Origin of the sequence: Halodesulfovibrio sp. MK-HDV (assembly GCF_009914765.1) — a bacterium.
GTDB lineage: Bacteria > Desulfobacterota > Desulfovibrionia > Desulfovibrionales > Desulfovibrionaceae > Halodesulfovibrio.
Map to the genome: position 1 here is coordinate 77,292 of NZ_WYDS01000018.1, position 20,951 is coordinate 98,242.

Annotated in this window: 20 protein-coding genes; 16 read left to right on the plus strand and 4 right to left on the minus strand. The window is 45.1% G+C overall.

From position 1 onward, the window contains the following. Positions 1–12: 12 nt before the first annotated feature. The 3 genes from MKHDV_RS14310 to MKHDV_RS14320 form a co-directional block, all read right to left on the minus strand. Positions 13–1,125 carry an NAD(P)/FAD-dependent oxidoreductase gene (locus MKHDV_RS14310; protein ID WP_160716460.1) on the minus strand — a complete coding sequence of 371 codons (1,113 nt, stop codon included), beginning with the start codon at positions 1,123–1,125 and terminating at the stop codon, positions 13–15. 12 nt (positions 1,126–1,137) lie between these two features. Then, on the minus strand, positions 1,138–1,965 hold the full coding sequence (locus tag MKHDV_RS14315) for a rhodanese-like domain-containing protein (protein WP_160716462.1): 828 nt from the start codon (positions 1,963–1,965) through the stop codon (positions 1,138–1,140). Between the two features lie 117 nt (positions 1,966–2,082). After that, positions 2,083–2,733, minus strand: a complete 651-nt coding sequence (locus MKHDV_RS14320) for a peroxiredoxin (protein ID WP_160716464.1) — start codon at positions 2,731–2,733, stop codon at positions 2,083–2,085. A 167-nt stretch (positions 2,734–2,900) separates the two neighbouring features. Between MKHDV_RS14320 and MKHDV_RS14325 the strand changes: the two genes are divergently transcribed. From MKHDV_RS14325 to MKHDV_RS14345, 5 genes are all read left to right on the plus strand, one after another. Beyond that, entirely contained in the window at positions 2,901–3,797 is an 897-nt protein-coding gene (locus MKHDV_RS14325) for a sensor domain-containing diguanylate cyclase (protein ID WP_160716466.1), read from the plus strand. A 229-nt stretch (positions 3,798–4,026) separates the two neighbouring features. Further along, positions 4,027–5,553, plus strand: a complete 1,527-nt coding sequence (locus tag MKHDV_RS14330) for a hypothetical protein (RefSeq protein ID WP_160716468.1) — start codon at positions 4,027–4,029, stop codon at positions 5,551–5,553. Then, entirely contained in the window at positions 5,546–6,112 is a 567-nt protein-coding gene (locus MKHDV_RS14335; RefSeq protein ID WP_160716470.1) for a hypothetical protein, read from the plus strand. The genes MKHDV_RS14330 and MKHDV_RS14335 overlap by 8 nt, the downstream gene beginning before the upstream one ends. A 448-nt stretch (positions 6,113–6,560) precedes the next feature. After that, positions 6,561–7,931 (plus strand): sodium:alanine symporter family protein, encoded by a 1,371-nt coding sequence (locus tag MKHDV_RS14340; RefSeq protein WP_160716472.1) that lies wholly within the window; start codon positions 6,561–6,563, stop codon positions 7,929–7,931. Between the two features lie 296 nt (positions 7,932–8,227). Further along, the gene (locus MKHDV_RS14345; protein ID WP_160716474.1) at positions 8,228–9,289 is read left to right on the plus strand and encodes a metallophosphoesterase; all 1,062 of its coding nucleotides are present in this window, start codon (positions 8,228–8,230) and stop codon (positions 9,287–9,289) included. Positions 9,290–9,531: 242 nt separating this feature from the next. On the opposite strand, the gene MKHDV_RS14350 is transcribed toward MKHDV_RS14345, so the two are convergent. Continuing rightward, complete coding sequence (locus MKHDV_RS14350) at positions 9,532–10,740, minus strand: M23 family metallopeptidase (protein WP_160716476.1); 1,209 nt, start codon at positions 10,738–10,740, stop codon at positions 9,532–9,534. A 442-nt stretch (positions 10,741–11,182) separates the two neighbouring features. On the opposite strand from MKHDV_RS14350, the gene MKHDV_RS14355 reads away from it, so the two are divergent. The 11 genes from MKHDV_RS14355 to MKHDV_RS14405 all read left to right on the plus strand — a co-directional run bounded on the left by MKHDV_RS14355 (position 11,183) and on the right by MKHDV_RS14405 (position 20,821). After that, on the plus strand, positions 11,183–11,410 hold the full coding sequence (locus MKHDV_RS14355; RefSeq protein WP_160716478.1) for a hypothetical protein: 228 nt from the start codon (positions 11,183–11,185) through the stop codon (positions 11,408–11,410). A gap of 65 nt (positions 11,411–11,475) precedes the next feature. Further along, positions 11,476–13,206 (plus strand): portal protein, encoded by a 1,731-nt coding sequence (locus MKHDV_RS14360; RefSeq protein ID WP_160716480.1) that lies wholly within the window; start codon positions 11,476–11,478, stop codon positions 13,204–13,206. A 13-nt stretch (positions 13,207–13,219) separates the two neighbouring features. Next, positions 13,220–13,597 (plus strand): hypothetical protein, encoded by a 378-nt coding sequence (locus MKHDV_RS14365; protein ID WP_160716482.1) that lies wholly within the window; start codon positions 13,220–13,222, stop codon positions 13,595–13,597. Positions 13,598–13,659: 62 nt separating this feature from the next. Then, complete coding sequence (locus MKHDV_RS14370) at positions 13,660–14,385, plus strand: hypothetical protein (protein WP_160716484.1); 726 nt, start codon at positions 13,660–13,662, stop codon at positions 14,383–14,385. Between the two features lie 12 nt (positions 14,386–14,397). After that, positions 14,398–15,312 (plus strand): major capsid protein, encoded by a 915-nt coding sequence (locus MKHDV_RS14375; RefSeq protein WP_160716486.1) that lies wholly within the window; start codon positions 14,398–14,400, stop codon positions 15,310–15,312. A 20-nt stretch (positions 15,313–15,332) separates the two neighbouring features. Continuing rightward, positions 15,333–15,734: a hypothetical protein gene (locus MKHDV_RS14380; RefSeq protein ID WP_160716488.1), complete on the plus strand. Its 402-nt coding sequence runs from the start codon at positions 15,333–15,335 to the stop codon at positions 15,732–15,734. Positions 15,735–15,829: 95 nt separating this feature from the next. Then, positions 15,830–16,390 carry a hypothetical protein gene (locus MKHDV_RS14385; RefSeq protein WP_254060491.1) on the plus strand — a complete coding sequence of 187 codons (561 nt, stop codon included), beginning with the start codon at positions 15,830–15,832 and terminating at the stop codon, positions 16,388–16,390. Positions 16,391–16,438: 48 nt separating this feature from the next. Then, positions 16,439–18,499 (plus strand): hypothetical protein, encoded by a 2,061-nt coding sequence (locus MKHDV_RS14390; protein WP_160716492.1) that lies wholly within the window; start codon positions 16,439–16,441, stop codon positions 18,497–18,499. After that, positions 18,496–18,966 carry a hypothetical protein gene (locus tag MKHDV_RS14395; RefSeq protein ID WP_160716494.1) on the plus strand — a complete coding sequence of 157 codons (471 nt, stop codon included), beginning with the start codon at positions 18,496–18,498 and terminating at the stop codon, positions 18,964–18,966. The genes MKHDV_RS14390 and MKHDV_RS14395 overlap by 4 nt, the downstream gene beginning before the upstream one ends. Beyond that, entirely contained in the window at positions 18,954–19,451 is a 498-nt protein-coding gene (locus MKHDV_RS14400; RefSeq protein ID WP_160716496.1) for a hypothetical protein, read from the plus strand. Before MKHDV_RS14395 ends, MKHDV_RS14400 begins: the two co-directional genes overlap by 13 nt. Before the next feature lie 5 nt (positions 19,452–19,456). Then, a complete protein-coding gene (locus MKHDV_RS14405) occupies positions 19,457–20,821 on the plus strand; it encodes a hypothetical protein (RefSeq protein ID WP_160716498.1) in 1,365 nt (454 codons plus the stop codon). Positions 20,822–20,951: the final 130 nt, after the last annotated feature.

The window sequence follows — 20,951 nt, forward strand, 5'->3', positions numbered from 1 at the left end:
GGAGCTTTTTTATTACATGTCGTATTTCGGCTTGAATTTTTTCATGAATTTAGAATCAATATAATCTTTAATAGCAAAGGCTCGACTACCGTTGAAGCTTAACCCGAATTTATGCAGCACACCTGTGTTGCCACCTGTATTGAAAATAAGAAGGTAGTCACCGCCTGGTTTGAATTCTTGTAGCGGTTCATTGCTCAGGCGCGCAATAACATTGTCGTTGAGAATTTGGTTTTGCCGAACCGCGTAGACACCGACCTTATCCAGTGGCTGTGGTTCGAAACATATGCAGTCCCCACCACCAAACAGGTTATCGAATTTGGGGCTTTGCAGGTACTTATTCACAAGCATGCCACCATCATCACCGTAAGGAATGCCGGACGGTTCAAAAAGCGGGCGCGGACGTACACCCATTGCAATAAAGATGATGTCATCATGATACACAGTACCGTCTGCAAGGGTTACTTTCCCTGTTGAAACTTCAGAGACATACTCCCCGCCGACAAACTGTACGCCGTGATCTATAAGAGCATTACGTGACAGGTCGCGCACTTTTTCAGGAGCACGCTTCATAAAGCTTTTGCCGTGATAAAGGTGGATGGTTGCATTTGCACCAGCTTCTTGAGCGGCAGCCCATGCGTTGCCAGCCACTTCAACTCCGGCAGGTCCGGCACCGACAACCCCAATACTCAGAGATTCTTTATCTGCTAGCTCGAAGATCCGGTTTCTTCCTTCAAGTAGTTTTTCAATGGGCTTTACCGTAAAAATATCTTTAGAGTCTGGCTTGACCAGATCATCAACAATAGAACTGCCTGTGTTGAACGAGGCAACATCATAGGCCAACTCTTTGCCCGATTCTAGCTTGATGAGTTGCTTTTCTGGATCAATGCCTACGCAACTGTCCAGATGGAATGTTGCCCCCTGTTCTTCGCACATTTGCTGTACTGGGAAGCTGATGTCTTTGGGCGTGTAGGTGCCCCCGAGCATTCCGGGCCCCATTCCGGAATAGTAATGCCGTTCACCGGGGCCAATGACGTCAACAGAATGGCCTTGATCTATCAGGTCTTTGATACTTTCCATAAGAGTCATGTGGGCGTGTCCTGCGCCTACGAGTGCAAGTTTTGCCATGGGTAACTCCTTTTATTCCCGTGAAGCGTACAGGGAGTCCATAACAGCAGCCAAACTGTTGAGATGGGCTTTCTCTTCAGAAGAAATTTGTAATAATGCTTTTTGTGTTTTTTTGTCCGGTGCTTTTTCTGAAGCCCGCATATATAAATCCATTGCCTGACCTTCAACAGACATGGCGAACGCTAAAATGTCGAGCGGCTTTTCCATGTCCGCGCCGAGACGTGATATATATTCGGCGGTGGTCAAGCCGCCTTCGAATGCACCGTCAACTTCCACATTCTCAGGAAAATCTTTGCCTGTAAGTTCTGTATATTGAGAAATTACGTGCCGTTTGTGCTTTGCTTCAATCGCAGCAAGTTTTGAGAAGAGAGATGCGGCTTCTTGATTAGCTACACGACTGGCCATATCGATGTAAAAATCGCCAAGAGCAACTTCCATACGGTAGGCAACGATAAGAACTTCTTCGAGAGATTCAAATCCGTTGAACATTTCTAAGCCTTGATCGTAGTCACCAATGCTTTCCCAGCCTTCCCATATGTTAAAGCCACCTGTCAGATTGTACACTTTGCTGAATTCGTTACCGGAAAGTAACTGAGCCGCAACACGGCTGCGTCCACCAATTGCGCAATATACCATGACCGGCTTTTCTTTATCCAGCTCATTGGCTCTGTCTAACAGCTCACCAAGAGGAATATGTTTTGCTCCGGCAATATGACCTTCGTCGTATTCTGCGGGCTGACGTACATCCACAAGCTGAATGTTCTCGTCGGAACCCAGCATTGAGAGTGCATTTTCGGTGGTTACAGACTCAACAGGGGTAAGAAATTGTTTCCAACGCATAAAATCCTCCCTTCAGTTGATGCAAGTTTAGCATCTAATGGTCACCAGTTACAATAATCTATAATAAGAAATTATTGAAAAAATCGAAAAGTTAAGCCCCCGTTCGGGGGCTTGGTTTTAATCTTCTTCTTTGAGTTCTTTATGGCAGAACCACCAGTCATATCCCTCGTGGGTGTCGAGCCTAATTTTAGCATCATCAACGGTCTGTGCCGGTGGAATGATAACGCGATCACCAATAAGTTCATTTTTCGGCCAGTTTGCAGGGATAGCTACTTTATTTCTGTCTGATGTTTGTAATGCGCGAATAGTGCGGAGTATTTCATCAATATTTCTACCGATCTCTTGCGGGTAGTAGAAAATGGTGCGTACAATGCCGCTAGGATCGATGAAGAAAACAGCCCTGACAGTGTTTGTTCCTTTGCCAGGATGAATCATTCCTAATTTTTCTGCCACTTCGCCATAGTCTGCAATGACAGGGAATGTGATTTCGACTCCGGTCTGTTCTTTAATCCATTCAATCCATTTAATATGCGCAAAAATTTGATCCATTGAAATACCGACCAGCTTACAATTCAGCGCATCAAAGTCTTTAATACGTTTTTGAAAACTCACAAATTCCGTAGTACAAACGGGGGTAAAATCGGCAGGGTGACTAAAAAGAAGAAACCAGTTTCCCTTTAAATCATCAGGGATAGTCATTGTACCTTGCGTTGTTTTTACCTTAACCTGTGGAAGCGGGTCACCTAGCAGAGGGAATAGGGTCGTCATGGCAAGCTCCTATAATAAAAGAAAATATTACTTCTAGAAATATTGCATAGTATAGCCATTAATTACTAGTAAAAAAAAGTAGCAACTTCATTTTTAATATTATTTTGTTGAAATTGCGTGTAATAAAGTACCATAATGACATAAATTCTATGAACGGGGTTTGATTTATGAATCTGTCTAAAGATGTTTTGTTCTTCGCTGATCAGGTTTCGAACGGAGTTATGATCTTTTCACCAGAATGTGAGATCCTATATACAAATCCAGCTGCACAGAAGATGTGGAATCATGAGGCACATAGTGTGATGGAAGGTTTTGCTACCGGTATCGGTGAGAAAACAATTTCCCAGTATGAACATCCAGTGATGCAGGCAATTCAATCAAACAGATCGATCTCCCAGACGCTTCTTCGAAATAGAGGCGCTGAGCCGAGTGTACCACAATGGGTCAAGATGACTGCAAACCCCATTCAGGATGCAGGGCAGCTCAAGTATGTACTTCTTTCTCTCGAGGATGTTACGCAGAGCAAGCATGTCTCAGATCTTATTACTTCACGTTCATACATGCTTGATCAACTTGATGTTGTTGATTCCATTACAGGTCTATACAACGCACGCTATGCACCTGTTTTGCTTGAAAGAACTATCTCGGATGTTGTTAAAGAAAAAACATCTTTGAGCGTTTGTGTTTTTGATATTGATCACTTTACCCGCCTGAATGAAGCACAGGGTAGAGGCTGTGGAGATGAAGTGTTGCGGTATCTTGCAGCACTGCTCGGACAGCATATGCGTGAAGGTGACGTGATGGCGCGTACCGGTGGCGGGGAGTTTTTAGTTTTACTTCCATCATGCAGTGCAGAAGAAGCACTTTCTCGGATGGAATCATTCGGAACACAACTGCGCAGTGCAAAATTAGCGTGTTCCGTACGTCCGATAACGGTAAGTGGTGGTATCGCTGAAATGGCAAATAATGAAAAAGGCGTTCAACTCGTGGAACGTGCAGATAGTTTGCTTTATCTTGCAAAGCTTGATGGACGAGATAAGTTTCTTACGGAAGATGTTGTATAGCCCAAAAATTTCTGAAATAATATTTTTTGAAAGTAATAGTCCGAGATCTATTACATATGTTGAGCAGCGCCGTACCCCTTTGGAGTGCGGCGTCTTTTTTTACCCCCCCCCATATGCGGCACGGTAGCGTTGTAACGCCGTAACGCATCGTTCTTACCCCTTTCTCATCACTTTTTGCGTAATCCCTCAGGTATTGTTGTTCTTCGATTGTTATTTGCAAGGAGAGAACATGGAGTTTGCGAACCGTCATGAGGCAGCAGCGCACTATTCAGAATTATTTCGCATTGCCCGCAAGGAATCAGAAAATGCAGCCATTCGGCTGATGGCTGAGCTAGGTCGCAGAGATCTATTTTTTTTACTGACAAGAATTATAGGTCGTAAAGATATGGATCAGGATTGGCATTTTGCACGTTGTCAGGAAGTGCAGCAAAAGCCAGACGGAATGCTCGATTTATGGGCACGCGAGCATTATAAATCGACGATTATTACCTTTGGACTCACCATTCAGAATATTTTGGTCAATCCCGAGATTACAGTGGGTATTTTTTCGCATACGCGGCCTATCGCGAAAGGTTTTCTTGCACAGATTAAATACGAGCTTGAGCAAAATGAAATTCTTAAGCGCTGTTACCCTGAAGTACTGTGGGAGTCTCCTAAACGTGAATCTCCACGATGGTCTGCGGATAACGGTATCGTTGTGCGTAGAAAAAAGAACCCTAAAGAAGCAACAGTGGAAGCATGGGGACTTGTAGATGGACAGCCGACAGGAAAACATTTTGAAATTCTAGTGTATGACGATGTCGTAACCCGTGATTCCGTTTCAACACCGGAAATGATCAGCAAGGTGACAGAGTGCTGGGCACTTTCGTTGAATCTAGGAATGCACGGGGGGCAGCAGAGGTATATCGGCACTCGTTATCACTTTAACGACACGTACAAGACGATTATGGAAAGACAAGGGGCAGAGCCGCGTATTTATGCAGCTACCGAAAATGGTAAGGCGGATGGCGTGCCTCTGTTTTTTGCGCCGGAAGATCTTGCAAAGAAGCGCAGACAGATGGGGCCGTATGTTTTTGGCTGCCAAATGCTGCAAGACCCTAAGGCGGATAGTGTGCAGGGATTTAAAGAAGAATGGTTACGGTATTGGCAGCCTTCGGAGCCTGCACACTTGGAAGGGATGAATCGGTACATCGTCATTGATCCTGCCGGTGAGAAAAAAGCAGGAAGTGACTACACGGTAATGTTGGTTATTGGTCTGGCAGAGGATGGTAACTACTATCTTATTGGTGGCGTGCGTGACCGGATGAATCTGACAGAGCGAGCGGCTTGTCTTTTTTCGTTGCATAGGCAGTACCGTCCGACAGCAGTGGGGTACGAGCGCTATGGTATGCAGGCAGATATTGAGCACTTACGTTTTGAAATGCAAAGCAGGAACTATAGATTTGATGTGGTGGAGCTTGGGGGTGCTGTTCCAAAAAAAGATCGAATAGGCAAGCTTGTTCCTTTGTTTGAGCAAGGGCGAATGTATTTACCAGTGCGATCGCCGTTCAGAGATCAGGAAGGAACATGGCGTGATTTAACAAAAGAATTTGTTGCAGATGAGTACATGGCGTTTCCAGTGAGTACTCATGATGACATGCTCGATTGTATGGCTCGAATTTTAGAACCAGTGCTCGCAACAGAGTTTCCTTCACCATTAGATATGAGTGCCGAGCAAACAGATTTAGGAAATATGGAGTATGACCTGTATGAGTAATATTTCTGGTTGTTTATCTGAAGAATATCAAATTCGTGCTCATATCCCACATTTTGCAGATTGTTTAACCGAACAAGAACTTAAAACTATATGGAAAACTCTCTGTGAAGAGGGGAAAAAAGAGATAGTTTTTTACGATGGTGAAATCACAAATGAACATGACTTTATTCAGTTTATGCAGGATGATATGAACTATGTATATGCTGCATATGAGGGAGGCAATTTACTAGCTTTAGTGTGGCTGAATAACTTTCTCGGACGCTGCGGAATGATTCATTTTACAATGTTTTACAATTCAAAGGGTAAAGAACAAAGCATTGCACTGTTTTTATTGAAATTTCTCTTGTTTTCGAAGCACAAAGGAGAATACTGCCTAGATGCCCTTTATGGCCTTACGCCCCGCGTGTATAGGCATGCTTTAAGCTTCATTGAAAAGTTGGGGTTTCGATTAGTGGCGGAGATGCCTTCGTCAGTGTTTTTTCAAAAAAAAGAGCAAAAGAGTCTCAAAAGTGCAGTTTTTTCTATTATGAAGCGTGAGTACCTTAACATGTTAGAATAGCTAAAATAAATGAAAGAAAAACAAGAGCTTGTGAAAAACTTCATTTTTACATAACCACCTGAAAAGACGTGCGTTTTATTTGATTATGTGACCAACTAGTTCTCGCCAATAGTGGACATTACAACAAAAAAGCAAAAAAAGGCACCTTGCTTGACCATTCAGTGTGCGAAAGTAAAAAGCACCCGTGTTGACGAAATAGTAAAACAGCGTAACATGACGCATGATTCGTTTTAGTCGAATGGGCTTTAGTATTTTTACTTAGTTGGGTGAGCTGTACTGGGACTTGCAGCTTTCTGACTGATGGCTAGACCCATATTCTCGAACTTTTTCGAGAAGGTATTAAGTCATAGCTGCGGGTAACGGATGAATATCTGTTGTCCCTGTGCACGTTTTTAACCACTCTGTATGTTGAGTGTTAAGGCGTGAAAGAAGCAACAGGAGTATGCTGATGGAAAGCTTTATGTCATGGCTGGAAATGATCGACGGATGGGTATGGGGCCCTGTAATGCTGACTTTATTAGTTGGTACAGGTCTGCTGCTTACAATCATGCTGAAGGGTTTACAGTTTAGAAAACTTGGCTATTCTCTGTATCTTGCGCTTGTTAGGCGTAAAGATCCTGACGCAGATGAAGGCGATATTTCTAACTTTGAAGCCTTGATGACCGCTCTTTCTGCAACTGTCGGAACCGGTAACATTGCCGGTGTTGCCACCGCGATTGCAGTTGGGGGGCCAGGTGCGTTGTTCTGGATGTGGATTACCGGCCTTGTTGGTATGGCCACTAAATTTGGTGAAGCGGTACTTGCTGTTAAATACCGCGTAAAAGATGAAAATGGCGAAATGTGTGGTGGCCCTATGTACTACATTTCACGCGGTCTCGGCTGGAAAGGCCTTGGCTCTGTGTTCGCATTTTTTGCTACGATTGCATCGTTTGGTATCGGTAACATGGTACAGTCAAACTCTGTAGCACTTGCTGTTAAAGACACTTTTGGTATCGATCCATTTATCGTTGGTATCGTTCTCGCTGTTCTTACCGCTGTCGTAGTTCTTGGTGGTATTAAGTCTATTGGTAAAGTTACCTCTATTCTTATTCCTATCATGATTGTGTTCTACGTTGGTGGCGCCATGTTTATTCTTCTTACAAACATGGAAAAAATTGGACCTGCATTTAGTCTCGTTTTTGAATACGCATTTAACCCAGTTGCAGCCACCGGTGGTTTTGCTGGTGCAACTGTTGCAGCCGCTATACGCTTCGGTGTTGCGCGTGGTGTGTTCTCTAACGAATCCGGTCTTGGTTCTGCTCCGATTGCTGCTGCTGCAGCACAGACTAAGCACCCTGTAGAGCAGGCTCTCGTTTCCATGACCCAGACCTTCATTGATACAATCGTTATTTGTACCATGACTGGTCTCGTAATTATTATGTTCAACTGGGATTCTGGTCTTACTAGTTCTTCCCTTACTACCGAAGCATTCCGTCTCGGTTTTGAAGGTGGGCAGTATGTTGTAACGATTGGGCTTATCCTCTTCGCTTACTCTACCATCCTTGGTTGGTGTTACTACGGTGAGAAATCTATTGAATATCTTCTCGGCGTAGGCGCAGTTAAACCTTACCGCATTGTGTACATTGCCGCGATTCTCTTCGGTTCTGTACAGAAAGTGGCATTGGTTTGGACTTTGGCTGATATTTTCAACGGCCTTATGGCTCTTCCAAACTTACTTGGTCTTATCTTCCTCAGTCCGGTTATTGTTCGTGAAACCCGTGAGTACTTTGCAATGAAAGCAGGTATTGCACCTGAAACATTGCGTCACGCAGACAAATAATAGCTAGCAAAACAAGTTATAGAGAAGCCCCTTCTGAGCAATCAGGAGGGGCTTTTTTTTATGTTGTAACCAAAAAGAGGTGTGCAGGTAACACAGGATAAAGAGTGGGGTGGTAGCGGTAGGATGCTTTTGACTACTTGAAATTACTTGATATACAAATGGAAAAAGCTACTCTGTAGCGGCGTGAACACTGCTCACATCTTGTAGGTAGTCTTTTCGTCTTTATTGAATGCTGACTGTGGGGAATGCATTCAAGCCCCGCCCGATAAATTGCAAGAAACAGGGAGAAGTATGCTATGAAAAATCAAAACCGCCGTCAATTTCTTCAGACCGGAGCATTTACGCTGATGGGTATGTCTTTAATGGGACGTAAAGCATTTGCTGCTCCAACTAAAACTGACTTTGCTCCTGTACGCTTTGGTGTGATTTCCGACCCGCATCTTGATATAAAAGGGAAGAATGGCATGAAGATGAGCGCAGCAAGTGTGAACTGTGTTGGTCAGGCTGTTAAGGGGCTTAATCAAGAGACTGGTCTATCTTTTGTTGTAGTTACTGGTGATCTTCTTCTTGATGGTGAAAAACAGAATGCAGAAGCCATTAAAGAATTACTGGATTCATTGACCGTCCCGTATTTTGTTATTGCCGGTAACCATGACTTTGTACCTGCAAATCCTGCGAAGCATCGTGACGGTTTTGATTACCTTAAGATTGAAGAATTTGTGAAGTTCTTTGACGGCAAAGGGTATGATGGCTCTGGTAATCGCTACTGGGCACACTCAGTTGTTCCGGGATTGCGTGTTATTGGTCTGGATGCAAATCTTCCGCTTGAACAGAAAAAATGGGGTGGAGTGCTCCCACAGGAACAATTGAATTGGCTCGATAAGCAGCTGACAGATCACAAAGATGAAATGAATATTGTGTTCATGCATCACAATGTGATTCCATGGTCAAGCGATGAGCTGAAGGGCGGGGCTAAGCAGTGGTTCTGTGCTGATAATGCTGACGCTGTACGTGCTGTGCTGGAAAAACATGCAGAGGCTGCTCCGCTTATGATTACAGGCCATCGTCATATAGGTATGCGCGTGAGCGAGCTTGCCGGTGTGAACTACATGGTTGCTCCATCTGCCAATACGCATCCTATGCGATATTCTGTGCTGACGGTTTCCCCTGAAGCTGTAACATGGAAAACTCCAATGATTGGTGTGCCTGAGTCAGTGCATATTGAAGCACGTAACAACTTGCTTGCAGCAACATGGTGGCGTGAAACGCAGTATGCAGAACGCAGTGCAACCAGCGATGCTGAAGTTCTTGAATTTTATGAAAAGAACTCACAGCGAATTGGTACAAAGGTGCTGTAGCGCAGAGTGAGTCTTTTTTTCAATAATAAAAGCCCCCGCAGAAAAATCTGTGGGGGCTTTCTTTTAGCAATGGTATAGCAATCTTTATAAGGCTGCTTTAGCAATGGCTTCTGGTGTCAGTGACGCCAGGGTATTCGTCATAATACGCTGCTGTGCAACCTGTAGGAGCAAACGTACTTGTGAGAGTTTAAACTGTGCAAGTTCAACACCCACAAGTTTGGAAGGACGGGGCAGTTCTGCTGTTAGCGGATTAACTGCTTTGCCATTTTTCGCACTTCAAAATGTAAGTGCGGTCCGGTTGAACGACCGGTGGTTCCTACATACCCGATAATATCGCCAGCTTTTACTCTGCTGCCGCGCTTAAGTCCTTTTTTGAACTTTCGCATATGCGAGTAAGAGGTTTGGGTGGATTTATTGTGACGAAGGCTTACTTGGTTACCATAACCGCCTTTGCGTCCGATAAAATCAACTTTACCGTCTGCCGCAGCATGAATTGGGGTTCCCCTTGGTGCTGCGTAGTCCATTCCTGCATGTAGAATTCTACGCTTAAGAATAGGGTGTATACGGTAGCCGAACTTGGAGCTCATTCGAGCGTTTTTTACAAGTTCAATTTTGCCTTTCTTGACAATGGTGTTCCCGTTTGCATCGTAATACGATCCTCCTGACCCTCTTTCAAAAAAGTAGAGTTGTAGGGAAGAGGTTCGTTTACCTAAACGAACATATTGGATACGTGGGGCAATGCCAGAGGCTTTGGGGTAGACTTCGTAAATAACCTCGAAGTCTTTCTTTACAATATCTTTTTTAGTTAATTTTTTTCTCTCCGCCAACAGCTTGTGAGCCTGTGAGGCAAGAGAGGCTGGGAGACCAAAGTACTGTGCATCTTTTACAAAAGATTTTTTGATGACACCAACTACGTACTGTAGTTTCCCCTTGTACTGAGTACGCTCGACAGCAGGTTTGTACGTACCGTTTGGTTGCATTCTAAGGGCAAACCGTCGGTTTTTATTTTGCTGCACGCTTAGCAGCACTAACTCCTTCTTTTTTGATTTAGGAGTGGTGCGGAGCGTTAGGGTCATTGTTAACCCTACATCGAATCGAAAAGCTTTTTGCTTTAGTGTGGTAGCAACAATTTGACGCTGTTGCTTAAGCGGAACGCCAGCTTTTTTGAGCACCCCATACAGGGTATCTCCCTTTTTTACCGTGATCTTTTTGGCAATAAGTCTTTCGTTGGCGTTTGCGGGAATGAGCTCCGTAGGGAGCGCACTCTTTGGATTAATTTGTTCCCAACCACTCAAGAGGTTGGAAAGATCATAACGTTCGTAAATTGATGCGGTACTGTTCGCTGAAGCGTTTGCAAAAGTAGGCAGTGCAATAAGTGATGTAAATATTAGTAACGCAATGGTAAAGAACAAATAATCCCTTTGTTGTTTTTTAAAAAAATACATTTTCATAAGTGTTTTCTCGTTTCCCAATGCTCGAAGTGCACTACTTACTTCAATAGTCCTTGTCTACCCCCTCTTTTTTGGATGAAATAATACATAGTTGAATGAGTTCAAGATTATTCTAATTATATTTACCATCGACTGTTTACAACTTTTAACAATTTGACGCTAAATATCGCTTTTTCACATGGCGTCCACCCCCCATACGTATACGTGGAACCATATCATCACCCCTCCATCACCCCTGTTTCATCGAATCCTAATAAAACATGCAGTAGAGTCGCCTTCGTGCTGAGCAAAGGCGGCTTTGTTGTTTCTGCCAGTATTTCAAAGGTTAGATGCGCTACTGGTTGTCCATTTCGGTGTGATCATACTTGGCGAAGTTGATTAGATCGTTTGATGGTTTGAATTGGTACAACCAGTAGCGCCTCCAAACATAAGGAGAGTTGAGATGGGTGGAGGAAAAGGAAAAATTTCTGTTTCATCACCGCCGCCGGCTCCGGCGCCACCTGCGGCGCCTCCGGTGCGGGAAGATAATACAGTGAGTAAGGCTGAAATGTATTCGAGCATTGCAAGCAGTCAGGCCAGTAGAGATTTAAGGCGTGCGACAATTCTGACAGGCGCTCAAGGGGATGAGTCGGAAGCTCGACTTAAGAAAAGTACCCTGCTTGGCAGTTAAGACTATGCAAGCCTGCTCGGGATCGTCTTTTTTGGCATTTCGATACGCAGGCAGAAGGAACGACTATGTCGCAATCATTACTTAAAACAGTTCGAAACACGGCTATTTTTCTGGAAGGACAACGGCAGGACTGGGATTCTGCGTGGCGGGATGTATCACAGTATATTGTCCCGCATAAAGGCACGTTTGCTTTTTCAAACTCCGGTTCCAGCGCACGTTTCAGTAAAAAGATAATCGATGGAACCGCGTCACGTGCAATTCGAATTCTTGCGGCAGGAATGCAGAGTGGGCTTACTTCTCCGGCGCAACCGTGGTTTCGGTTACGGCTCGTTGAAAAGGATTTGATGGAGTATACGCCTGTTCGTTTGTGGCTCGATGAAGTTGAGAGCCGTATCTATAATGAACTGGCACATGCAGGATTCTATCAGGCTGCCCATAGCATGTATTCCGAACTGGCTGCATTCGGTTCAGCAGATATGTACATGGCGTCGGATGAACAAAAGCTTTTTAGTTTTTCCTGTTTAACTTGCGGAGAATTTTCTTGGGCTTCGGATCGTTACGGAAAGATCGATACCGTTCTCCGTCGTACAAAAATGACAGTGCGGCAGTTGGCGGCGCAGTTTGGTGAAGAAGTTTTATCTGCAACCGCAAGACGTCTGCTTGCCCGTGATCCGTACAGCATGATTGAGGTTGGGCATCTTGTATGTCCACGAGAGGGGAAAAATTTTGTAACTCAGGGCAAAGGCAAGCCAGTCCTTGCCGGAAAAAAGAACATGCCGTGGGCATCCATCACATTTGAAATGGGAACAGACGCGACCACAGTCTTGAATGAAAGTGGTTTTATGGAATTTCCCCACTTATGTGGTCGATGGGATGTAACTGGCATGGATACGTACGGGTATTCACCGGCAATGGATGTGATGCCGGATGTGAAAATGCTTCAGGAAATGGCAAAAAGCCAGCTTCTTGCCGTGCATAAGGTTGTAAATCCACCAATGCGGGTTCCGGCAGGATACAAGCAGCGTTTGAATCTTATTCCTGGTGCCCAGAATTTTGTAAACAGCACACAGCAGGACGCAGTGTCCCCATTGTATCAGATTAATCCCGATATTCAGGCTGTTTCATATAAGATTGATGATGTGCGCCGAGGTATCCGTGAAGGCTTCTTTAATGATCTGTTCTTAATGTTCACTGGCGAAGGCCGTAGCAACATTACTGCCACAGAGGTGCTTGAGCGCAGTCAGGAAAAAATGGTCATGCTGGGGCCTGTGATTGAGCGGCATCAGACAGAGATTCTTGATCCTTTGCTGGCTCGAATGCTTGGTGTCTTGCAGCGGTCAGGCCGCATGCCGCCAGCACCTCCGGAATTGGAAGGCAGAGCGTTGCAGGTTGAATATGTATCTGTACTGGCGCAGGCACAAAAACTTGCAGGCTCCAACGCCATTCGTCAATTGACGGAACAGGTTGGAAGAATGGCTTCAGTTGCACCATCAGTTTTGGACAAAGTAGATTTTGACCAATGTGTTGACGAGCTTGCTTCAACCTCAGGTGTCCCAGCCAGAATTCTTCGTTCTGATGAAGATGTTGCAACACGCCGTGAGGCAGCTCAAGCGCAGATGTCTGAACTTCAGACTGCGGATCAGATTGAAAAACTGGCAAATGCTGTTTCTTCTGTTGTGGGGGCGATGAAAGAGTCCCCTGAAATTCTGGAGACTATTGTTTCAAAATTAGGTGGTGGCGCGGATGATGATTCGCAGAAACTCCTACAGGAAGCCTTAACGTTTACAGGTCGTTAAGTCGGGAGTGGGGATGCAGACTGATACTGAATTACAGGGGCTGTGCGAGTTGAGTGAAATGGAGCTTTCGCGGTTGCTGACAGAGGATTACGGGGTTGAACATGCCCGAAGCGCTGATGCAGAAACTCGGATGATCTCCTATCTGCAGGATTTGCGGGAGGTGTTACGGCTTGAATCAGGTGCGGGCGTGCGGGTGCTGCGCATGTGGTTAGATGAGGCATGCATGAATAACAGACTCGCACGGGATGAACATATGCGGGAACGTGTTGCGTTGCTTGAATATGCACGAGACCGCATGGCGGATGTCGCCTTGGCTGATCCTGTTTGTCATGTGCGGTTGCAGCTTCAGTTTTCACAGGAATGGGCATCAGCAGAGACAAACGGACTGTAGATTTTGCAGCTGGAAGAATAATGAACGGTACTTGTTAGCACCGTCGAAACGGGAGGAGAGAGATGCATACCGCGATGGATAAAACCGGTGCAGTGCCGGAGTCACATATGGGAGGCGGGGAGCAGGGGAGTTTCAGTATGAAACAGGCACCTCTTCCGGGGCCAACTCCTGCTGCGATGGCGGGCAAGCAACCAGAACAAAGTGCTGCACAAAACTTTGGCCAGAATACTGGAACAGATCATACGGGGCATACTGTTCTAGATGGCAATCCTCAGGGGGCAGGAACTTCGCAGAATGGAAACGGACAGGAAACCGTTACTACTCAGGCAGGACAGCCACAGCCGTTTGCAGTGAAATTTCCAGACGATGTTCCTGTGAATCAGGACTTGTTGGATAACTATCAAGCTTTTTGTGCTGACTGCGGTTTGAACAATGAACAGGCGCAGCAGGCGGTAGATTTTTATTTGCAAGAGCAGACTCGTCAGATGGATGCCGAGCGCGAATTCTCCATGAATATTCTGGAGAACGGCGCATGGAAAGGACAGTTTGATCAGCGCCTTTCAGTGGCGAACAGCGCCGTGCGTGCCTTGGATAGTCAGTTAGGTGGTCGCTTACAGCCGATGCTTGATTCTGGATTGGGAAATAACCACGTTTTTGCAGAAATGATGGCATGTGTCGGTGATTTGCTTCAGGAGGAAAATTTTATTCCTCATTCAGGCGGTTCCGTTACAGCCCGTTCTATGTCCACTGAAGATTTTTTACGTAACGAAGTATTTAAAACCCGCTAGGAGGGGATAATTATGGGCGCAACACTTAAAGAACTCGCAACTGTACACAGTGCAAAACAGCCGCAGCAGGTAGATAGCTTAACAGAGGAAGCACCAGTACTGGGCGTTATTCCTTTTGAAGAAGCTTCTCATGGTTTGTGGAACATGTACGAAGATGTGACGGACGTAGAAGGTGCAGGCTGGGTTGAAATGAATGCTCCGCTTCCGGGTGTGGATGTAACCAGTGACCTGAAAAAAGTTGATTTGTCCATTCTTGGCGGTGAAATTGAGTGTCCTGAAGATACAGCCCGTATGTTCGGTAACAAAGAATCGTACTTTGCCCGTAAGCTTCCTAAAATTATCCGTAAGTCGGGTATGGCTGCTGAAAAACGCATCATTTACGATAACTTTTTACGTTGGGCTGCAGATAACAAGCGCATGGTAAGTGCTGGTGCATCATCAGACGATTGTTATTCAATGCTCGCTGTTCGATTTGTCTCCGGTGAAACTACTGGGCTTTATTCCAGTGAAAGTTTCAAACAGGGTACTCTGCTTGATGTACAGCCAATCAACGGTGGTCAGCTCTACAAAGCACCATCCGGCAAGCATGAAGGCGTTCTTTGTTACGGTTGCCGACTCAAAGCGTATTTTGGTTTGCAGATTGCCAATGCGCATTCTGTAGCTGCGTTGGTAAACATCAACAAAAGCAACGCACCAACTGCCATGATGATTGATGATCTGCTTGCAGATGTGCGTGCTACCTCTGGCACCACCTATCTCTTCATGCACGGCAAAGTGCAGACTTTGCTAAATGAACATAAGGGTAAATCTCTTCAGGTTCTCCCTGGGGGGCGTGATCTTGATCGTCAGATCACACATTGGAATGGCGTGGAGGTTGTTACTTCTTACAACTTCCTTGATGGCACTGAAGCAGCACGAACTGTCTAACGTAAAAAGATGAGACTACTATGTACAAACATACCCTGCGAGTAAACGGCGAGTATTTGGCAAAGGCGCAGACTCTTCCTTCTAATGCTAATGCTGTCGGCAATGGTGGTTCCATTAAAGCAGGTTCCACAATGGGAGCCATTGAAGTTGTTATGGCTGCCGCGGATGACGTGAGCATTCCGGCTGCCACCCAAGTGAAATTACAGCTTGAAGGCAGTGACGATAATACAACTTTCACGTTGATGCCCGTTAATTATGTTGTGACCACATCTTCCGGTGTGACAAACTACAAGAAGGGTGAAGAGTTTGCCCGTCTGCCAGTGCCGTCCAATGCTCCGAAGCATGTTCGCTGCCGTGTCGCCACAAATAAAACAGGTGTAACAGGAACAGTCGATGTTTTCTGCGACTTCCTGCCGCGTTAATTAGTACTACGCAGTAGCCACTAGCGTTATCCATAATATCCAGAGAACAACGCTTGTTCTCTGGATATTTGAGGATGTTAGAACAGGGAGTTTGTATGAGATCAGCAGTGTCCATTTGTAACAAGGGGTTACAGTTTGTTGGTGGTAGCCCGATTGTTTCACTGGAAGAAAAAACACGCGGGGCAGAACTGTGCAACCAACTATATGCCGAAGTGTGTGATGAGTTGCTTGAAGCACATCACTGGAGTTTCGCAACTCGTTATGTGCAGTTACCTAAATTATTAGAAGCCCCGCCGTTTGATTTTGCCTGTGCCTACCAGCTGCCGGCTGATTGCATTGGTGTGCGGCAGTTGCAGGATAGTAAGCCTTTTGAAGTAGTGGAAGGTAGAGTCTTGTACACAGACAGTAATCCGGCAAAGGCCATAATTACAGTACGGGTGACTGATCCGGCACAATACCCTGCCATGTTCGTAGAAGTGTTGGCGCGAAAGCTTGCTGCCGAATTGGCTGTGCCTTTAATGAACAGTACAAAGCTTGAAAAAACGATGTACAGCAAATTTACACAATCTTTTGCCCGGGCTGCTGCAGTGGACGGAGCGGAAGGTGTGCAGCAGGTTGACGAATCGGATGGTTGGCTTCAGGCCAGAGTCAATTAATACGATTTGGAAATGAGTAACGAGGCGGCAGGGTAACAGGAGAAAATAATGAGTGCGGTAACTGTAATACAGAATAATTTTAACGGGGGTGAACTTTCTCCGTTTATGGGAGCGCGAACAGATCAAGTTCGGTACGGCAATGGATGTAAGAAGTTACATAATATGATGGTGCTCCCTCATGGGCCTGCTTCGAGGCGTCCTGGGTTTCAGTTTCTAGGAAAGTGCCGCGAAAGTGGTACTGCACGAGTCCGGCTTATTCCATTTTTATTTAATGTAGATCAGACATACGTTCTTGAGTTTGGAAACAACTATATGCGGGTATGGAAGGACGGCGGACTGGTGGTTAATCTCACGGGGAGACCTGTCGAAGTATTAACTCCTTGGAGTAGTGATGTCCTTGACTCACTTTCTGTGTGCCAATCTGCTGATGTACTCTTCGTCGTAAGCAGTTCTTGTCCTCCCTACAAAGTATCCCGAACAGGGCACGATACATGGCGTATAGAAAAGATTGCTTTGGGTAGCAGGATGAAGCCGCCAACAGCTCTAGCTGCGGAGATTACAGGTACCGCTTCAAGGGAATATTCGTATGTTATTACTGCCATTGATCCATTTACTCGTGAAGAAAGCGAACCATCTACTGATGTAACAGTTCAGGGGCCTGAAACTATCTCTGTTACAGCAACCATCAAGCTTACATGGAAATCAGAGCACGATGACGCTGTCTATGCTGTGTACAAATGTTGGAATGAGTCTGGAAAGCTGGGGTTTGTGGGACATGCATCGAGTAAGCAATGGGTAGATAGAGGTGTTACACCAGATTTTTCTGAAGGTGTTCCTGTTCATCGTGCCATGTTTAACAACGAAGATGAATATCCCAGTTGTGTGCAGTTTTATCAGCAGCGACTGTGCTTTGCAGCAACAAACAAACAGCCACAGACAATCTGGATGAGTCGCTCCGGCAGCTATGATAATTTTAATATTTCTGATCCTTTGCGTGATGATGACAGCATTGCAGCTACCATTGCCGCAGAACGGGTGAACAAAATCGAATGGATGATTCCGGGAAGGCATCTTGTTTTGGGTACTGCCGGTAGTGAGTGGCGTTTGAGTGGTGGGGACAACAAGGCTATAACACCTAGTTCCATTAAATTTGAGCGGCAAAGTGTTATCGGGACAGCAGCGCTACCTCCTCTTATTATTGGAGAGAATATTCTCTTTTTACAACAAGGTGGGAAGGTTATTCGAGAGCTCCAGTATTCACTGCAAAAAGATGGGTACATGGGAACGGAGCTTTCAATCCTTTCCGAACATTTGCTCAAGAATAATCCAGTGGTGTCGTGGGCGTATCAGCAGGAACCATATTCCATTGTATGGTGCGTGTTGGCTGACGGCTCACTGGTCGCGGTAACTTATGAACGCGAGCATGACGTTGTAGGATGGCATAAACATTCGTCTGACGGGCATTTTGAATCAGTGACTTGTATTCACGGAGATGCCGGAGATGAGTTGTGGTGTGTTGTTAAACGGGAAATTAACGGTGAAGAAATACGGTATATTGAAAGGCTGTCTTCCTATGGTGTTAACAGCATAGAGGATCAATTTTTTGTAGATTCAGGCATAAGCTACCGTGGAGAGAGCACTGACACGTTCTCAGGATTAGATCATCTTGAGGGCAAAACAGTTCAAGTTCTTGCAGACGGATTTGTGATGCCATCTCAAGTTGTGTCTGAGGGAAAAATAACGTTGCCACATGCAGCATCTGTTGTGCATGCAGGCCTGCAATATATATCTGAGCTCATCCCTACAGAACAGGACGTGCCGTTGACGAACGGAAGTAGCAAAGGAAAAACGCGTCGGATCAATAGAATGTGTTTGCACGTGCATGAAACAGCAGGACTTAGTGTCGGAGTCGGCAATATCGTTCCAAGGCAGGTCGTACTACGGGATGATGCCGGACTTGATGTTCCATCTTCTTTGTATAGCGGTGAAAAGATTGTTGAGATTAATGGCGGGTATGAAATGCAATCAAATATAGTTTTCAGGCAGGAGGAACCGCTTCCTGTGACGTTACTTTCATACTCCATGCAGATTGAGATAGGTGAGCGATGATTGTTCGCAAAGCAAGTGTTGAAGATGCCGTTGCGTTGCAAGGTCGCCTGCGGCAGCAGGATTATAATGAAGTATGGGCAGCGCATGGGCTTGATCCTGATGAGGTGCTTGTGGCGTGTGCCCAATATTCGACAATGCTCTGGTGTGCAAAAATAGATGAAACCGTTGCGGCGGTCTTCGGTGTGGCTCCTTCAATGGAAAATGAGGGAGAGGGGCAGCCGTGGATGCTGGGAGCTGATGAGATTTGTTCAGACCCTCGAGTCTTCTTTCGCTGGCCGCTGGAAATTCTTCCTCTGATGCATAATGTATTCCCTGTGCTTCGTAATAAGGTTGATGCACGCAATAAAAAATCTATTCAATGGCTTTGCCGGATGGGATTTTCTATGGCGCAGAATACTGTGCCGTACGGACCATTTTCGATGCCGTTTTATGAGTTTTATAAGGAGGAGTTAGTATGTGCTCATTAGGAGTTGCAAGTTTACTATTGGCCACAGCAAGTGCAGCCGCTGCAAATAACCAGAGTAGCGGAAGCATTAAGACAACTGGGGCCGTTGCAAATACAGCACCGATAGATGCGTATGCTGCACGGCAAAAAGCTGATCATGCACGTGCTGAAGGTGACCGCAAAATTAATCAGGAACGTCGTAAATATCTTCAGTCTGAAGGACGCACCCAAAGTACTTTTGCTGCAAACGGTGTTTCGCTTGCGTCGGGGAGTGCCATTGATTTGCTGGTGAACAACAGAGCTATCGCCAAGGAACAGATGAGCGATATTCGTTATGAAAGTGATATGACAGCGTGGGAATATGATATGAGCAGAACAAAAGCGGAGTCTCGTAGCCTTATTCCCACCCAAGATTATAGTCGGGAATCTTGGTCAGATACGCTTACTAATCCGGTGTTTGTTATCGGTACCGCGCAAAAAGCTATTTCTCTTTTTGGCAGGGAGTAGCCGGAATGCTTATTGAAGATAAAAAAGCGATGCCGGAGGATTCTGTCGAAGCGTTGGGTGCCTTGGAACGAATTTTAACTGCCGAACAGGAACTTCGTGCCGGAGCTGATCAAAATGGCAATGCAACAGCCTCGGAAGTTCTTCTCAAGGCTGTCTCCGGTGGAAACGAGATTTCCAGAGGTGCTGTTGCTTCTCAGTTAATAGGTAGTGCTTTGTTGCATTCTCAGTCTGACCAGTTTGCTCAAAAAAAACAGATTATTGAGCAGGCTCAGCAGTTGTGCAGCAAACGTCTTCAAGGTCTTTGTGATGATGCAAAGGTACTCGGACGAGCCTATGCAACAGCAAGTGAATCAAAGAGTGATGAGCAGTCACAAAAAAGCATGTTGGATTCCTTGAGTGAATTACAAGAAAAGATGTCGCAGACAGAGGAGCTTGCATGGATAATTCAGGGAGAGAACAGTAAAGCGAACGTTAGACAAAAGCGCTTGAATACTTCTGCATTGGTATGCAGCTTTTTGTCAGAGGTGGTAATCTGCAACCCTGCCGTTGGTTCTCTTTTACTCAAAAAGCGCGTTGACTTGCTAGTAAAAGCGGACGCAGAGCTTCTTGCAGATATTCTACTTCGTAGCGCGAGTGAGAAGGCTTATAAAGCTGTATCTCGAAAAATTGAGTCTGATGATCCACAGCAACGTGTGGAAGAGCTTTGCTCTCTTTGTCGCAACGCGTCTCCGGTTGTGCTGGAGATTTCAGATGAAAGTTATTCGCTTCTATTGGAGCGCGTTGAGGCAGAGCGTGTTCAATATTTCCAGTTAGATCGAATGCTGACAGCGGTGAAACGCAGGAGTGCAGCACGAGAGTTGTGTGAGTCTTTGGGGAATGAAGATAGAGTGCAGGCGGTAACAATTCTTTTTAATTCCCAGTTGATTTCGGAAGATGAAAAGCAATACTTATTAAATGTAGTACGGCAGCCGCGGTGGGAAACAAATTCGTTAAAATTTATTGAAGCTTTTGCTCTAGCTATTGAGTGCGAACGTGCTGCAGAACCGTATTGCATTTTTCCGGAAGCAGAGTTGTCTCCATATGATGCATTGTTGCTGTATGATGTTCTTGGAGAGTATTCTCCAAAGACACAATTCGAAAATGAACAGCTATTAAATGTATTGAATCAGTTTTTGTTATTGAAAAATGAAAATAGAAAGTCATTATTGTTCATAAAAAAAAGGAACACTGAGGTTGTCTCTGACAAGAATAGAGATATTCCAGATATGACACTGTTTCGCTATGCATTGCATGAAGTTATTTCTGCACGAAAAGAGAATGGTGATGTATTAAACACTATACATGCAATTAAAAAAGAAGTGGTTGAGTAAACTTTCTTGTATCAACATGTAAAAACATGTTTAAATGATGTTGAAAAAATACAACATATAACGAAGCTAACCGTTTTTGTATAATAAACTGGATAAACTCTAGTAAATTTATATAGAAATACTAGAACGA

Coding starts and splice junctions, on each gene's coding strand:
- MKHDV_RS14310 (WP_160716460.1), bottom strand. CDS start 1,125: ATGGCAAAACTTGCACTCGTAGGCGCAGGACACGCCCACATGACTCTT.
- MKHDV_RS14315 (WP_160716462.1), bottom strand. CDS start 1,965: ATGCGTTGGAAACAATTTCTTACCCCTGTTGAGTCTGTAACCACCGAA.
- MKHDV_RS14320 (WP_160716464.1), bottom strand. CDS start 2,733: ATGACGACCCTATTCCCTCTGCTAGGTGACCCGCTTCCACAGGTTAAG.
- MKHDV_RS14325 (WP_160716466.1), top strand. CDS start 2,901: ATGAATCTGTCTAAAGATGTTTTGTTCTTCGCTGATCAGGTTTCGAAC.
- MKHDV_RS14330 (WP_160716468.1), top strand. CDS start 4,027: ATGGAGTTTGCGAACCGTCATGAGGCAGCAGCGCACTATTCAGAATTA.
- MKHDV_RS14335 (WP_160716470.1), top strand. CDS start 5,546: ATGAGTAATATTTCTGGTTGTTTATCTGAAGAATATCAAATTCGTGCT.
- MKHDV_RS14340 (WP_160716472.1), top strand. CDS start 6,561: ATGGAAAGCTTTATGTCATGGCTGGAAATGATCGACGGATGGGTATGG.
- MKHDV_RS14345 (WP_160716474.1), top strand. CDS start 8,228: ATGAAAAATCAAAACCGCCGTCAATTTCTTCAGACCGGAGCATTTACG.
- MKHDV_RS14350 (WP_160716476.1), bottom strand. CDS start 10,740: ATGAAAATGTATTTTTTTAAAAAACAACAAAGGGATTATTTGTTCTTT.
- MKHDV_RS14355 (WP_160716478.1), top strand. CDS start 11,183: ATGGGTGGAGGAAAAGGAAAAATTTCTGTTTCATCACCGCCGCCGGCT.
- MKHDV_RS14360 (WP_160716480.1), top strand. CDS start 11,476: ATGTCGCAATCATTACTTAAAACAGTTCGAAACACGGCTATTTTTCTG.
- MKHDV_RS14365 (WP_160716482.1), top strand. CDS start 13,220: ATGCAGACTGATACTGAATTACAGGGGCTGTGCGAGTTGAGTGAAATG.
- MKHDV_RS14370 (WP_160716484.1), top strand. CDS start 13,660: ATGCATACCGCGATGGATAAAACCGGTGCAGTGCCGGAGTCACATATG.
- MKHDV_RS14375 (WP_160716486.1), top strand. CDS start 14,398: ATGGGCGCAACACTTAAAGAACTCGCAACTGTACACAGTGCAAAACAG.
- MKHDV_RS14380 (WP_160716488.1), top strand. CDS start 15,333: ATGTACAAACATACCCTGCGAGTAAACGGCGAGTATTTGGCAAAGGCG.
- MKHDV_RS14385 (WP_254060491.1), top strand. CDS start 15,830: ATGAGATCAGCAGTGTCCATTTGTAACAAGGGGTTACAGTTTGTTGGT.
- MKHDV_RS14390 (WP_160716492.1), top strand. CDS start 16,439: ATGAGTGCGGTAACTGTAATACAGAATAATTTTAACGGGGGTGAACTT.
- MKHDV_RS14395 (WP_160716494.1), top strand. CDS start 18,496: ATGATTGTTCGCAAAGCAAGTGTTGAAGATGCCGTTGCGTTGCAAGGT.
- MKHDV_RS14400 (WP_160716496.1), top strand. CDS start 18,954: ATGTGCTCATTAGGAGTTGCAAGTTTACTATTGGCCACAGCAAGTGCA.
- MKHDV_RS14405 (WP_160716498.1), top strand. CDS start 19,457: ATGCTTATTGAAGATAAAAAAGCGATGCCGGAGGATTCTGTCGAAGCG.